14 protein-coding genes are annotated in these 13,709 nt (G+C 59.0%); 9 read left to right on the forward strand and 5 right to left on the reverse strand.

The features are described 5' to 3' along the window. Positions 1-40 precede the first annotated feature (40 nt). On the reverse strand, positions 41-1,309 hold the full coding sequence (locus tag OOF89_RS10575; RefSeq protein WP_266075903.1) for a cation:proton antiporter: 1,269 nt from the start codon (positions 1,307-1,309) through the stop codon (positions 41-43). A gap of 366 nt (positions 1,310-1,675) precedes the next feature. Between OOF89_RS10575 and OOF89_RS10580 the strand changes: the two genes are divergently transcribed. After that, positions 1,676-3,067 carry an NAD-dependent succinate-semialdehyde dehydrogenase gene (locus OOF89_RS10580; protein WP_266075905.1) on the forward strand — a complete coding sequence of 464 codons (1,392 nt, stop codon included), beginning with the start codon at positions 1,676-1,678 and terminating at the stop codon, positions 3,065-3,067. Here OOF89_RS10580 and OOF89_RS10585 read toward each other — a convergent pair whose 3' ends face one another. From OOF89_RS10585 to OOF89_RS10595, 3 genes are all read right to left on the reverse strand, one after another. Then, entirely contained in the window at positions 3,068-3,871 is an 804-nt protein-coding gene (locus OOF89_RS10585; RefSeq protein WP_266075907.1) for an endonuclease III domain-containing protein, read from the reverse strand. Positions 3,872-3,941: 70 nt separating this feature from the next. After that, positions 3,942-4,355, reverse strand: coding sequence for a DUF371 domain-containing protein (locus OOF89_RS10590; protein ID WP_266075909.1), 414 nt, complete (start codon positions 4,353-4,355; stop codon positions 3,942-3,944). Positions 4,356-4,380: 25 nt separating this feature from the next. Continuing rightward, entirely contained in the window at positions 4,381-4,542 is a 162-nt protein-coding gene (locus OOF89_RS10595) for a hypothetical protein (protein WP_266075910.1), read from the reverse strand. Between the two features lie 414 nt (positions 4,543-4,956). Here OOF89_RS10595 and OOF89_RS10600 point away from each other — a divergent pair, with 414 nt between their 5' ends. From OOF89_RS10600 to OOF89_RS10610, 3 genes are all read left to right on the forward strand, one after another. Continuing rightward, positions 4,957-5,820: a coiled-coil protein gene (locus tag OOF89_RS10600; RefSeq protein ID WP_266075912.1), complete on the forward strand. Its 864-nt coding sequence runs from the start codon at positions 4,957-4,959 to the stop codon at positions 5,818-5,820. Between the two features lie 58 nt (positions 5,821-5,878). Continuing rightward, positions 5,879-6,895 (forward strand): signal peptide peptidase SppA, encoded by a 1,017-nt coding sequence (gene sppA, locus OOF89_RS10605; protein WP_266075914.1) that lies wholly within the window; start codon positions 5,879-5,881, stop codon positions 6,893-6,895. A 121-nt stretch (positions 6,896-7,016) separates the two neighbouring features. Then, positions 7,017-8,105, forward strand: a complete 1,089-nt coding sequence (locus tag OOF89_RS10610; protein ID WP_266075916.1) for an aldo/keto reductase — start codon at positions 7,017-7,019, stop codon at positions 8,103-8,105. A 40-nt stretch (positions 8,106-8,145) separates the two neighbouring features. On the opposite strand, the gene OOF89_RS24540 is transcribed toward OOF89_RS10610, so the two are convergent. After that, positions 8,146-8,313 (reverse strand): HVO_0758 family zinc finger protein, encoded by a 168-nt coding sequence (locus OOF89_RS24540; RefSeq protein WP_303657561.1) that lies wholly within the window; start codon positions 8,311-8,313, stop codon positions 8,146-8,148. A 236-nt stretch (positions 8,314-8,549) separates the two neighbouring features. On the opposite strand from OOF89_RS24540, the gene OOF89_RS10615 reads away from it, so the two are divergent. From OOF89_RS10615 to OOF89_RS10635, 5 genes are all read left to right on the forward strand, one after another. Next, positions 8,550-9,818 (forward strand): polysaccharide deacetylase family protein, encoded by a 1,269-nt coding sequence (locus OOF89_RS10615; RefSeq protein WP_266075918.1) that lies wholly within the window; start codon positions 8,550-8,552, stop codon positions 9,816-9,818. A gap of 92 nt (positions 9,819-9,910) precedes the next feature. Continuing rightward, a complete protein-coding gene (locus OOF89_RS10620; protein ID WP_266079754.1) occupies positions 9,911-11,050 on the forward strand; it encodes an MFS transporter in 1,140 nt (379 codons plus the stop codon). 203 nt (positions 11,051-11,253) lie between these two features. After that, positions 11,254-12,357, forward strand: coding sequence for a glycosyltransferase family protein (locus OOF89_RS10625; protein ID WP_266075920.1), 1,104 nt, complete (start codon positions 11,254-11,256; stop codon positions 12,355-12,357). Between the two features lie 26 nt (positions 12,358-12,383). Next, positions 12,384-12,866: a DUF7109 family protein gene (locus tag OOF89_RS10630; RefSeq protein ID WP_266075922.1), complete on the forward strand. Its 483-nt coding sequence runs from the start codon at positions 12,384-12,386 to the stop codon at positions 12,864-12,866. Positions 12,867-12,890: 24 nt separating this feature from the next. Then, a complete protein-coding gene (locus OOF89_RS10635) occupies positions 12,891-13,487 on the forward strand; it encodes an NUDIX hydrolase (protein WP_266075924.1) in 597 nt (198 codons plus the stop codon). Positions 13,488-13,709: the final 222 nt, after the last annotated feature.

A 13,709-nucleotide genomic window follows, 5' to 3' on the forward strand; every position in this document is an offset into this window, starting at 1 on the left:
ACGAGCGCCAACCGCTGGCACTCGTTCCTTACCGTGGTTTTCAGCCACTCGTCTCGGACTGCGTTCCGTCCGACCCGGACTGGTTTCCGCTCGTTCCGGATCCCTTCCCGCTCGTGTCCGACTGTCCCGACCCTTCCCCTTTTTTCGCTTCAGCACGGTTGACCGCTCGCTTCAGGAGAGACGGCGTGAGGAGAACCGAGATGACGAAGACGACGAGATAAGCGACGAAAATTCGATTGCCGACGATTCCTTGCGAGACCCCGAGTGCGACGATAGCGATTCCGGACTCCGAACGCGGAAGCAGTGCGAACCCGAAAATCAACGAATGTTTCCGCGGGCCGCCAGCGAGGAGGTTACCGACGTATCCCGCGATGAAATTCGAAAGCAGTCCGAGAACGGCGAACACGATGATGAACGAGTTGAGCGTCAGATCCCCGAGGTTCATTCGTGCACCGATGGCGACGAAGTAAAGCGGAATAAAGACGCCATAGGCGATTCCGTAGATGTTCGACTGGAGGCCTTTCCCCTCCAGTCGTTTGTTGGTCGAGACGATGAGTCCGATGGCGAGCGCGCCGATGAAATACGAGAGGTTCACCGCGTCGGATGCGTAGCCGAAGACGAAGAGGAGGCCCAAGATGCCGATAAAATCGGCTTGGTCGACTTCGGATTTCGCGAGGAGATCCGCTATCGGGTCGAGGAGGAACTTGTAGAAGATGGCAACGACGACGAAGAAACCCGCTGCGAGTCCGAGGGCGGAGAGGGTCGCGCTCGCCCCGCCGCCGATGAAGAACAACGGAAGAATCGAGATGCCGAGCAGACCGATGATGTCATCCACTGCCGACGCGCCGAGAATCCAGCGACCATACTGCGTGTTGAGTTTGTCGAGCGACATGAGGGTTCGAACGACGATGGAAACGGAGGTTACCGATAAGATAAGGCCGAGATACAGGCTCGATTCGAGTCTGAACCCGAACCACGTTCCGATTCCATATCCAACGACAAAGGGAAATATCACGCCTGAAAGGCCGATTATCAATACCGGTCGGAACGCGGCCAGCAGTTGGTCCAAACTGATCTGTTGATATCCCGCGTCGAAAAAGAGAAGCAGTCCGCCGATAGTCGCGATGAGAATGAAGGGGTTGTTCTGATTCGTGTTGGCGATGAGCATCAGCACGGAGGGGCCGAGCAGAATACCTGCGACGATTTCCCCGAGAAATCCCGGTTCGCCGAGTCGTTCGAACCCCTCGCTCAGTAGTAGCGAGAGCAACAGACTTGCCCCAATGACGAGGAACAGCTCGAGCGAGGACATCTACGAGGACCTCTCGGTGAATTTCCCGCCACTCTCGTGTTTCATGTGGCAAAAATGGTCGACGACTGTCACCATAAGTATGTTGCGCGTATGCCCGTAAATCGCCCATTGATGGATGACGAAGCGAGAGGGGTCAGCAGATATCGCTATTGGGAGCGCGGTGAACGGAACAGGTCCGTGGGGAGGGCCGTTCGCCGATGGACGTCCGTTTCGTTTTCGCTACTGTATCCACTCCCGAGGAATTACTGGCATGGTTCGACCAATTTCACAAACACTGGATGTATTGTATTTATTAAAATATAGTTCGACGGAAATCGACGTGTTCTCCGCCAAAGGGTACATGGGTTTCGGCGATGTCCACCGACTATGGACAGTCTCAATCCAGCAACGGGGGAGGTACTGGAAACGTTCGACGGGGACGATGCGGAAGCAATCGATGATAAACTCCAACGAGCACACGAAACCTACGAGGAGTGGCACGAATGGCCCATCGAGGAGCGCCAGCAGCTCCTGTCGAACGCGGCCGATGTCCTCCGCGAGAACAAACAAAAATACGCCGAGTTGATGACGAACGAGATGGGAAAACCCATCGACAGCGCGGTTTCCGAGGCGGAAAAATGCGCGTGGGTCTGTGACTATTACGCCGAACACGCAGGCGAGTTCCTTCAGGACGAACGCATCGGCACGGAGCCCGGCGTGGACAGTTACGTTTCGTACGAACCCCTCGGCCCGGTGCTCGCGGTGATGCCGTGGAACTTCCCGTTTTGGCAAGTCTTCCGATTCGCCGCCCCGAACCTCACGGCGGGAAACGTCGGTTTGCTCAAACACGCATCGAACGTACCGCAATGTGCCCTCGCGATTCAGGAGGTGTTTGAGGAAGCTGGCTACCCTGAGGGTGCGTTCACCACCCTCCTCGTCGGGTCCGACACGATGGAATCCGTCATCGAGGACGACCGAATCACCGCCGTGACGCTCACCGGGAGTGAACCTGCTGGACGCGCAGTCGCCGAAACCGCCGGGAAAAACCTGAAAAAGACCGTTCTGGAACTCGGCGGAAGCGACCCGTTCGTCGTCCTCTCCGACGCCGATATCGAAGACGCCGCGACCACAGGAGCGCAGGCTCGCTGTATCAACTCCGGCCAGTCCTGTATCGCCGCAAAGCGCTTCGTCGTCGTGGAAGACGTGTACGACGAGTTCATGGAGCGGTTTACCGGAGCGATGGAATCCATGGAGATCGGCGATCCGATGGACGAGGACACCGACATCGGGCCACAAGCCCGCGAGGATTTGGTGGAGGACCTCCACGAGCAGGTCGAAGCGAGCGTCGAAGCGGGTGCCACCCTCGAACTCGGCGGCGAACCCATGGACAGGGATGGACCGTTCTATCCGCCGACGATTCTGACCGACATTCCCGACGGCAGTCCTGCCGCGGACGAGGAGTTGTTCGGTCCGGTTGCGTCCGTGTTCAAAGTCGCCGACACCGAGGAAGCGATTCGGCGCGCCAACGACACGACGTTCGGACTCGGCGCGAGCATCTGGACACAGGACAAAAAGCAAGCGAAAGCGGTCGCCCGGGATATCGAAGCAGGCTGTGTGTTCGTCAACGAACTCGTCAAATCCGACCCTCGGGTGCCCTTCGGCGGCGTGAAAAATTCGGGGTACGGGCGCGAACTCTCGAAGCAGGGAATTCACGAGTTCGTCAACGAAAAGACGACCTGGCTGGCGGAGATGTCGGAGACGGACGAGATGATCGAGTAGTCAGTCGGCGTCCGCCGGGTCAACCACTTCGCTGCTCTCCACATCCACTCCAACCTGATCGCACACGTCCGACATCGGACAGGCTTCCGGTCCGTCCAAGCAGGCTGGTTTGCGGGCGGAGCAGTACTCGCGCCCGAACTGAATGCTTGCCGTGTGTCCAAATCCGCATTTCGTCGCCGGTACCGCACGCTCCAGTACACCTCGAACGTCCTCGTGGTCGGCGTCCGCCGGCGCGATGCCGAGTCGGCGATAGATACGGTGGACGTGCGTATCAACGGGGAAGACGCCCGCCTGCCCGCCCGAAAAGAGAAGGACGCAGTCGGCGGTTTTCGGGCCGACACCGTTCATATCGAGGAGGGCTTGCCGAACGTCGTTAGAATCTCCTTCGGTGACGAACCGGTCGAACGCTTCCGTACTGCCGTACTCCGCGAGAACGTGTTCGCCAGCCTCGGTGAGCACGTCGGCTTTCTGGTTGTACAATCCCGCTGAACGGATCGTCTCGGCGAGTTGGGCGTGTTCCGCGTCGGCGAGAGCCTCGGCGAGGTCGTCACCGGCGTACCGCTTCATCAAGTCGTCGTGGGCCGGTTGGCTGGCCACGTCGCTGGTGTTTTGGCTCAACACGGTTCGAACGAGACAGGTGAAAGCATCCTGCCCGCCGTACGTCTTCTGCCAGTACAGTTCGCCGAGTCGATCCACGACCTCCTCGGCGCGGGTTTCGGCCCCTCCCGGGTCGAAAGAGTCGGCGATACCGCCGCCCTCGTCACCCCCACTGATGTTCTCGATTGGCTCCGGGTCGTCGTTCATGAACGTGTCTCGGGTCGCTATCGGATAAAAACCTCCGGGCAGTTCGGTCGTCCAGGAGTCGGAATTCGGTCTAGTTGACCCGCACAGTCACCGTGACAGCCGAACCCTCGGCCAATGCCGAAACCAACCCTCTATCGAAGCCTTCGGCGGCGAACTCGCAGTCGACGACGAACGTTCGCTCGTCCACGTAGTCGCTGGTCCGACCGACCATGCTCCGGTTGCTGTCGAGTTCGAGATCGGGATGACCCCGCCCGATGACGGTCTCTTCGTGACCGTCGGCTTCGATGGTCACCGCAATCGTGGCGTCCGCATTTCGACAGGCATCCACGAATTCGGGGTCGAAGTCGGCAGGTGCGCGGTCGGCCTCGATAGCCAGGATGCAGTCACCGGCAGGAGTGAGAAAGTCGTCCGTCGTAACCTCGAACGTGCTCGCGTGTTCGGCGGTCACGTTTTCGTGCCCACGTGCGTGGATGATTTCTTCCATGCACTCGCTTTTCGTGCGGGATACTTCAGGACCGTCGTTTCGTGACGGTGACCGTCACCGCACCGCAGTCACATTCGTATGCGTGGCGAGTTCCCGCACTGGTTTCCATCGTGAGCATGAGTTGTTGCTCCGCGAGTTCGCGGTCGCACCCGGTCGCCTCGCACGCACAACGCAGGGTTTCGATCATACACACCGATCGGTGCGCTACCCACGTTAAACCGACCCGTACCCGGAGTGAAAGTGAACGTCCGGGGTAGAGGCATTATATCGATGCTTTTCGGCATATTTTGTGCTGAAATTTCCCGATCGGACTGGATAATCGCTTGCGTATGCCACCTGTTATTTATATACTTCTGTGAAGGTGTGTGTCAACCGTTTCCACGGGTTTCGGGGCGTGTGCTAGGCGTTTACACATATTTTGAGGGCACAATCTTTAAATAGCTATACCGAATATCTGGTAGTACCTGAACGCTTCCGGCGTCACGGTAGCACCGCGCGTCAATCAATGATACGGGAATATTGTACTCGACTGGTTGGTTACAAAAGAAGAGTAGCGACGCTCTCGTCCGCCGGAGCGGAAGGAACCGAGGTTTAACTAAGAATGGTAAGCGTAACAGAAGAGGATCTTCAGAACAAGTCGAAAGGTGAACTTATTAAACTCGCAGGACAGCTCCGAGACCGACGAAACGAGCTGAACCAGAAGGCGAGCAAGCGTGCGTCCAAGCGTGACGATCTCAACGCGAAGACACGTGAGAAAGTGGACGAAGCGCAGGAGCACCGCGAGAAGCGTGATGAACTGAACGAGCAGGTTCAGGAACACAAGAAACTGCGTAACGAACTCAACGCGGAAGCGAACGAACTGTTCGAGCAGGTCGAAGACCGCAAATCCGACCTCGAACTCGACGAGGGAAAGGACCTAGAACAGCTCAAGAAGGAGATCGAAGAGCTTGAGTTCAAACAGCAGACGGAAGTGCTGTCCACCGAGGACGAACGCGAACTCATCGAGAAGATCGAGGCGAAGCGCGACGAATACCAGAGCCGAAAGGACAAGCTCGAACAGAGCGACGACCTCGAAGAGCTCGTCGAGGAGGCCGAGGAAGTTCGCGCCGAAGCGAGCACGCACCACGAGAAGGTGACGGAACTTGCGGACAGCGCCCAGCAGCACCACAACAACATGATCGAGGCCTACCGAGAGGCCGACGACATCCGTGACGACGCCGACGAGATGCACGAGAGCTTCGTGGAGGCCCAGGAGGCCGCCGACCAGCACCACGAGGACTTCGTCCGCGTCCAGAAACGACTGCGCGAACTCGACAAGAAAGAGGAAAAGGAGCGCAAGTCCGAGAAGGCCAAGGAGCGAGAAGAGGCCAAGGCCGAGGCCGAGGAGATCTACCAGCAGTTCAAGGAAGGAGAGACCCTCGACACCGAGGACCTGATGAAGCTCCAGAAGACGGGTCTGCTCTAGATTCTGCGGATTCTCTCACAGCAAACGTTTAACGCCGTCGCCCACGCATTTTCGAGGTATGGCAAACGGAACTGACTTACAGGGACGCCGCCGTCTCGTCGTCCTCGTCGGAATAGTCCTCACGTTGGCGGTCGCATGGTGGTTGTTCTTCGTCGTGCCCGATTCGCTTACGGAACTGTTGGGTGTCCTCTTCGTCCTCCTTTCCGGCGTGATGGGCGCGCGATTCGTCGGTCGGATCGCAGCACAGCGATTTCCCGACTACGACGTGGCGGAAGTCGCCGTCGAAGGTCCCATCAGCAGGGACGGCCGTGGGAGAGTACCCTCGCCGGGTGGGACGCCTGCGGACGATATCGTGGAACAAATCGAACGTGCGGACGACGATGCAAACGCGCGCGCACTCTTGCTTCGACTGAATACGCCCGGGGGCGAAGTCGTCCCGAGCGAGGATATCCGCCTCGCTGCGGAGCGTTTCGACGGACCGACGGTCGCCTACGCGACCGACGTCTGTGCCAGCGGCGGCTACTGGATCGCCAGCGGCTGTGACGAATTGTACGCTCGCGACGCCAGTCTGATCGGTAGTATCGGCGTCATCGGGTCACGGGTAAACGCTGCGGAGTTGGCTGACAGGTTCGGGCTCTCCTACGAACGGTTCGCGGCGGGTAAGTACAAGGATGCGGGCATCCCCTTGAAGGAGATGGGCGAGGACGAGCGCGAGTACCTCCAAGGCCTCATCGACGGTCTCTACGAGGATTTCGTCGCGCGCGTAACTGCGGGCAGGGATTTGGACTCCGAAACGGTCCGCGAGACGGAGGCCCGAGTCTACCTCGGCGACGAGGCCAACGAACTCGGGCTCGTGGATCAACTCGGCACGCGGGAAACCGTGGAGGCACGCATCGCGGAACGATTGGGCGTACCGGACGTGTCGGTCCACGAGTTCGAACCACGCCGACCGCTACGCGAACGGCTGAGCGTCGGCGCACAGGGTATCGCTTACTCCTTCGGTGCTGGCATGGCGAGCGTACTCGGTGGGGACGAAAATGGGTGCGTCGAAGGGTTCGAATTCCGACTTCGCTAGTAACGAGAGACCGGTTTGGGGTCGTCAGACCTCCGTTTGAGCGACCCATTTTCGAAGTTTCACATCCGTTCAAACCCGTGGAACTCACTGCTCTTTTACCCCGTCCCGGACTACCACGAGCATGGCCACCGAATCGGGAACACACGCGTATCGTAACGACCATGGTGACGAGTTCGGACGAACCTACTTTCGCCGACTCGACGATGCTGCAGTATCGAGTATCGGATTGGGTACCTACCTTGGCGATTCGACTGATGAGGTGGATGAGGCGTACCACAATGCGATTACGACGGCGCTCGCGGGAGGAATCAACGTCGTTGATACCGCCATCAACTACCGATGTCAGCGTAGCGAGCGCGTGGTTGGACGGGCGCTCGCGGACAGCGACGTAGACCGCGAGTCCGTATTCGTCGCGACGAAGGGGGGGTTCGTCCCGTTCGATGGCGAACGACCGGCAAACCCGGGAGAATTCGTCACGGATGAGTATCTGAACACCGGCCTCATCGACCGAGACGACCTCGTTCGCGGGAGTCACTGTATCGCACCCGAGTATATCGACGACCAACTGAACCGGTCGCTGGATAATCTCGGTCTGGACACTATCGACTGTTACTACGTTCACAATCCGGAAACACAACTGCTCGAACACTCGCGGGAGGAAGTGTACGACCGACTCGAAGCCGTGTTTACCCGACTCGAAGAGCGTGCCAACGACGGGGACATTCGTCACTACGGCGTGGCGACGTGGACTGCGTTCCGCGTTCCTACGGATCACGACGACTACCTCTCGCTTCGTGAAATCGTCTCCCGAGCTCGAAATGCCGCGAAAAAAGCCGAGAACACTACAACGCATTTCCGCGTCGTCCAACTCCCGTTTAACGTCGTTATGGCCGATGCGTTCACCGTCGAGTCGCAGGACGGACCGGAGGGTGACCAGAGTGCGCTCCGGTTCGCCCACGAAGCGGGATTGAACGTGATGACTAGCGCGAGCATCGCACAGGGCGACCTCGCCGAGGAACTACCTGCCGACGTCGCGGAACGACTGAACGGTGAGACGACCGCTCAGCGAGCCATCAACTTTGCACGGAGTGCACCCGGCGTGACCTGTTCGCTCGTGGGTGCGAGTGACACGAATCACGTCGAAGAGAATCTAGACGCGGGACGGTACGACCCGATGGGTGCGAACGCATTCGACGCCGTTTTCGAGTGAGAGTGATCGGTCGATAGTTGAGGGGTTCAATATGATACTATTATAGTACTTTCCACCGGGTACCACATTCCGGGCACGAACGCACCGAGAAAACTTCGTTCGGGTCGTTCTGTGTTTTGAGGGATATACCGCATTCAGAACACGATAATCGTCCGTACGTGTCTTTCTTGACTTTTCCCTTTCGTAGGCCGTTTCGAACTGAGTTCATTATATTGTCATACATAGTCATATGACAAATAACCACCGGGGGATATGATTGGATACTTAATAAAATCAAAAAAGACTTTCAATGAAAATGATCTTGGTAGAATAAATTTATTGGATAAGTAGATTTTTCATTGTAGGAGTATATTTGCCTCTATGGTCCGTCCTCCTTCACATACTCGTCGCCGCCACTTCCTCCAACTGATTGGGGCCTCGGTGATAGGCTCCCTATCGGGATGTATGAGTGATTCGTCCCGTCACGCGTTCGAACCACCGACGCGGTCGAGCGAAGATAAGAATCGAATGACAGCAAATACGACTGAACCGACCGCAACGACGAACCCGGAACCGACCCTGCGGACGAAGTACGACAGCAGGGATCGATACGGTTCCCCGGGGACGAGTTTCGATACCTTCGAAAATCCGTCGCGGTGGGAGGCACTAGAAGGTGAGAAAACGGCCGACAGAAAGACGACGTACACCGGGTCACAGAGCCTCCGACTCGTCGGACCGAACGGCCATCACGTCATTCTTCAGCGCGAATTCGCCGACCCGCTGGACTTCTCCGACCGTGATATCTCGGCGATGATTCGCACGACGACACCGAGCAAAATCGGGTTTTACATCTATCTGGTCGATACGGACGACAACTACGCCGCCCTTGAGCTTCGCGATATCACCTACCGGGAACCCGATATCGGCTGGTTCCGTACCTGTCCCGGCGTGTTCGAGGTGGGTGAAACCGAACCGGATCTGACCGACATCAGCCGAATGAAGCTTCAAGTAACCAACGCGACGAGAGACGACGTGGAGGCATGGGTAGACGACCTTCGGCTCCACCCGAAACCGGACAAAGGGTATATCATCCTCAGCTGGGACGACGGCAAACGAAGTTACTACGAACACGCTGCGCCGGTTCACGACGAGTACGACCTCCCTGCTGTTCTGACTCACCCACCGCAACCGGAGGGTGTAAAGTACGACCTTTTCATGTCCATCGACGAACTCAAGGAACGTCAATCGAAAGGGGACGAAATCGCCGCGCATGGGAGTGTCAACGATCGATTCAGCGAGGTTTCGGCATCGAAGCTCGATAGCATCCTTCGGCGGAACAAACGATGGCTTCTCGACAACGACTTCGGCGGTGCAAACTTCATCGTCTACCCCGGTAACGACTTCGACGACACCGCACTCGACGTCATCGGAAACTACCACTACATGGGGGGGATGAACCAGTCGGGCAACGTCAACACGACCGGTGTCCACGGTTTCGACCCGCTCGTGCTTCCCCGAACCATCGGTGAGGATTTGGAAATCTCGAAACGTGTCGTCGACAACGCGGCAACGCATCGAAACTGTGGCATCCTGAACTTTCACGACTTCGAGAACGGTAATACCATGTCCGTTGCCGATTACAAGACGCTCCTCGCACATATCGATAGCACGCCAGGTGTCGAGGTCATCACCTTCTCCGACCTCTGGCGGATGAGAACTAACACCACGGACTGACGCGCTCTCTTGCCCGTTTCGGAAGGTTTGACTATCCACTCTCGAAACCTCATCACGTGTCCCGTGGTCGCCTCTTCGCGTCGCTCAGTTCGATGGTGTTTTTAGTCAATTTTGCACGCGTCGTGTTTGCGCCACTCCTCGAACCGCTGAAGGAGGCCTTCACCGTCGGTGATGCAACGGTCGGATTGGTCGCCACACTCGTCTGGCTCGGAAGCGCCCTCCCACGAATTCCAACCGGATATTTGCTCACTCGTGTTCCGCGGCATCACGTCGTCCTCGGAACCGGCGTCGTCCTCACCGGTGCGGCAGGGTTCACCGCAGTAGCACGTTCGGTTCCGATGCTAGGTGCGGGTGCGTTCCTGATGGGGGTTGCGAGCGGCGCGTACTTCATCGCCGCGAACCCGTTGGTGAGCGAACTGTATCCCGAGCGGGTCGGACGGGCCATCGGGATTCACGGTACCGCAAGCCAACTCGCGGCGGTTGCGGCGCCGTTGTTCGTTAGTATCGCGCTGACACCGTTCGGGTGGCGCGGCGTTCTGGGTTTCATCGGCGTTATCGCAGCACTCACCACGGTCGTGTTCTTCGTCATCGCGCGTCGAACCGAACTCCCGGATGCGGGGTCGGCGGACCGCGACTTTTGGGCGGCGTTCCGTCGCCAGTGGCCCATCATTCTGAGCGGCGTCGCCATCATCGGCGCGACGGGATTCGTCTGGAACGGCCTGTTCAACTTCTACCCGACGTATCTGCAAGCGAAGGGTCTCGAACCCAGTACGGCGAGAACGATGCTTACCGTCGTCTTCGCGGCGGGCGTCCCGGCGTTTTGGCTCACCGGCCGACTCGCGGACCGACTACCTCACGTTCCGCTCATGCTGAGTATCCTCGGCGGGTTCGCGGCGTGCCTGCTGGCACTGACCGCAGTACGGAGTCTCGCCGCGATCGTCGTCGTGACCATCGTACTCGGATACGTCATCCATAGCCTCTTTCCGGCACTCGACACCTATCTGCTGGATTCACTCCCCGACGAAAACCGGGCCAGCGCGTACGCGCTCTATAGCGGACTCATGATGGTGGTACAGGCAGCCGGTAGTTCGATCGTCGGCGTGCTGAAAGACACGGGATTCGCGTTCAACGACGTGTTCCGTGCGTTTGCGTTCGGCTTGCTGGTCATTCTCGCTGTACTCGTCGTTCTCCATCGGTCGGACCGACTGCCGACCGGCGCAGTGACGAGTTAGCGAACCGTCGTTCGATGGTCCGTGGTTCCGATTACGACGGTTCGCAAGCGGTCTTTCGCCGGATTTCGAAGTCGGTGCGTCGATGGTGGGGATACGGCCCCTTCCAAGGGAACACGAAAGGATAGCAACGAACTCTCCCCGGAAGGGCCGACCGTCTGCCGACTTCACGCCCTTTTTCATCCCGCTCTTCCAACCCACCACTAATGGAGTACGTGCAGGAGCGGGTGACGACGCTCCACGACTTGACGGGGCAAGCTCCCAACGCACCGACAGACCGCACCGCCGTCGTCGTCCCGATGACCGACCACGAACATCGGTCACGGACAGCGAGTCGGATCCTCTCGACGCTCGAAACTGTCGGCCCGAGTCAGGTCGTCGTCCCACTTCGCGCACCACCCGAGCACGTGGGTGCAGTCACCGAGTGGCTGTCGAAGTTCGATCTCCCGCTCACCGTGCTCTGGTGCAACAGTCCTCGTATCGCGGATTTGCTGGCAAAACACGAGTTGAACGGAGAGACGGGCAAAGGGCGGGACGTCTGGCTCGGGCTGGGTGTCGCGGCCGCGAAGTCGGATTTCGTGGTTTGTCACGACGCGGATGCGAAAACATACTCCGACGAAATCGTTCCGCGACTGCTCGCGCCGCTCGACTCCGGCTTCGAATTCACGAAGGGGTATTACGCCCGTGTCGAGGACGACCGATTGTACGGTCGGCTGTTTCGGCTCTTTTACGCGCCGCTCGTCGAAGCCCTGCTCGAATCCAACGACGAACCGATTCTGTCCTATCTCGGTGCGTTTCGATACGCGCTGGCTGGCGAGTTCGGCATGACTGCCGAACTCGCATCGAACCTCCGTATCGAGCGCGATTGGGGGTTGGAAGTCGGCACCCTCGGCGGCGCGTTCGAGGAGGTCGGCTTCGACGGGACGGCACAGGTCGACCTCGGACGATACGAACACGACCATCGTGGCGTCTCGGGCGCCGGTGGGCTCTCCGCCATGAGCGAGGGCGTCGGTCGTGCCCTGTTTCGGATCTGTGAAGCGAACGGCGTTTCCCCCGAGTACGAAACCCTGCCCGCTCGGTACCGAGAAACGTCCCGTCGGTTCGTCCGCCAGTACGCGGCTGATGCCGACTTCAACGGACTTCGCTACGACGTACCGGCGGAGCGCGAACAGGTCGAAACCTACGCCGACGCGATTCGTCCACCCGACGAAACGGCCAGGGTCCTGCTTCCTGCGTGGACCGATGCGCCCATCGACCCGTCCTCTGTTCGAGAGGCAGCACGGCCGCGCCTGCCCGAACGCCAACACTGATATCGGTGGCCCGACGCTTCCCGGTAATGAGCAAAACGAAGGACGAACTGGCCGGGGTGGTGGACCTCTTCGGCGCACTCACCCGCGACGAACTGGCCGATGCCCTCGCCGAGCTGGCGTTCAAGCAAGGCAAGGAAGTGGACGAATCGACGTTCGAGTCGGTCATCGAAGGTGCCGTGACGGATTACTACCTCGTGGAAGCCGAGAGCTGTGGGAAAACGGATAGCGAGGGCGAACGCGTGTTGGTTCCCGGCCCCGTCGCGTTCCCTGTGCTTCCGGACAACGGAGAGGATCTCCCGCACATCATGGACGTTCCGGAGCGTTCCGTAAACCGCGAGCGAATCGGCGAGCGGGTCAGAAATAGACTTCGGGAGGAAGCGGAGAACGCGGGCGAGGACCGGGCGGGACACCTACTGGATGTGAGCTACGACCTCGAAGCGTGGGCACCGGTTTCGGCCGACAGCGTGCGCGACCGCCTGGACGAATCGCTCGACGACCGGGCAAATTAAGGTCGGACGGAGCAACCATTGGACATGGACTTGGGTCGCGTGACCGACAACGAACCGCGGTCGGTCACGGACGAGGAGCGCGACGCCGCCGTACTCGTTCCGGTTGTCGAGCGTGAGGACGGCCCGTACCTCCTGTTCACCAAACGGGCCGACCATCTGGGCGAACATCCTGGGCAGATGAGCTTTCCCGGCGGCGGTCGAGAACCACAGGACGACGACCTCTGGGACACTGCTCTGCGGGAAGCCAACGAGGAAATCGGATTGAGACCCGATGAAGTCGAACGTGTCGGGCGACTGGACGACATCCGGACCGTGACGAACTACTCCGTCACCCCGTTCGTCGTCAGGATACCCGACCGAGTCTACGAACCGGACGAGCGCGAAGTCGCAGAAATCGCATTACTCCCCGTTTCGGCGATGATCGACCGGAAAAACTACGAAAGCGAACGGCGCGACCATCCCCATTATGGCGACATCGTCATCCATTACTTCCACGTCGATGGCTACACCGTCTGGGGGGCAACTGGACGCATCGTCGTCCAGTTGCTCGAGTTGACGACGGAGTGGAGCGCACCGGAGCGAATCGACAGGTTCGTGGACACAGACCCGGATTTGAGATAACACACTGAAGTCGTGGTGGTCGTTGGTTCAGCATCGATAGGACTAACTCTCGGATCCTACTCTCCCACGGCGTTTCAGCGAACGCGATGCCGAATTTCCCGCCGGTATCCTTGCCGTTGCCGACAGCCTTTTCAACACAACCGAACAACGGGAAGTCACATGGTCGCACAGACGATGGATCGCGTTCCGCGTGTACAGTAGCATAGTTCTGACCATGGGAGG

It is taken from the genome of Haladaptatus caseinilyticus (assembly GCF_026248685.1).
Classification (GTDB): Archaea; Halobacteriota; Halobacteria; order Halobacteriales; family Haladaptataceae; genus Haladaptatus; species Haladaptatus caseinilyticus.

What these genes read in the sequence shown, in the direction of transcription:
- OOF89_RS10585 (WP_266075907.1), bottom strand. Translation starts at nt 3,871, where the DNA reads ATGAACGACGACCCGGAGCCAATCGAGAACATCAGTGGGGGTGACGAG.
- OOF89_RS10625 (WP_266075920.1), top strand. Translation starts at nt 11,254, where the DNA reads ATGGAGTACGTGCAGGAGCGGGTGACGACGCTCCACGACTTGACGGGG.
- OOF89_RS10575 (WP_266075903.1), bottom strand. Translation starts at nt 1,309, where the DNA reads ATGTCCTCGCTCGAGCTGTTCCTCGTCATTGGGGCAAGTCTGTTGCTC.
- OOF89_RS10595 (WP_266075910.1), bottom strand. Translation starts at nt 4,542, where the DNA reads ATGATCGAAACCCTGCGTTGTGCGTGCGAGGCGACCGGGTGCGACCGC.
- OOF89_RS10590 (WP_266075909.1), bottom strand. Translation starts at nt 4,355, where the DNA reads ATGGAAGAAATCATCCACGCACGTGGGCACGAAAACGTGACCGCCGAA.
- OOF89_RS10610 (WP_266075916.1), top strand. Translation starts at nt 7,017, where the DNA reads ATGGCCACCGAATCGGGAACACACGCGTATCGTAACGACCATGGTGAC.
- OOF89_RS24540 (WP_303657561.1), bottom strand. Translation starts at nt 8,313, where the DNA reads ATGAACTCAGTTCGAAACGGCCTACGAAAGGGAAAAGTCAAGAAAGAC.
- OOF89_RS10580 (WP_266075905.1), top strand. Translation starts at nt 1,676, where the DNA reads ATGGACAGTCTCAATCCAGCAACGGGGGAGGTACTGGAAACGTTCGAC.
- OOF89_RS10630 (WP_266075922.1), top strand. Translation starts at nt 12,384, where the DNA reads ATGAGCAAAACGAAGGACGAACTGGCCGGGGTGGTGGACCTCTTCGGC.
- OOF89_RS10635 (WP_266075924.1), top strand. Translation starts at nt 12,891, where the DNA reads ATGGACTTGGGTCGCGTGACCGACAACGAACCGCGGTCGGTCACGGAC.
- sppA (WP_266075914.1), top strand. Translation starts at nt 5,879, where the DNA reads ATGGCAAACGGAACTGACTTACAGGGACGCCGCCGTCTCGTCGTCCTC.
- OOF89_RS10620 (WP_266079754.1), top strand. Translation starts at nt 9,911, where the DNA reads ATGGTGTTTTTAGTCAATTTTGCACGCGTCGTGTTTGCGCCACTCCTC.
- OOF89_RS10615 (WP_266075918.1), top strand. Translation starts at nt 8,550, where the DNA reads ATGAGTGATTCGTCCCGTCACGCGTTCGAACCACCGACGCGGTCGAGC.
- OOF89_RS10600 (WP_266075912.1), top strand. Translation starts at nt 4,957, where the DNA reads ATGGTAAGCGTAACAGAAGAGGATCTTCAGAACAAGTCGAAAGGTGAA.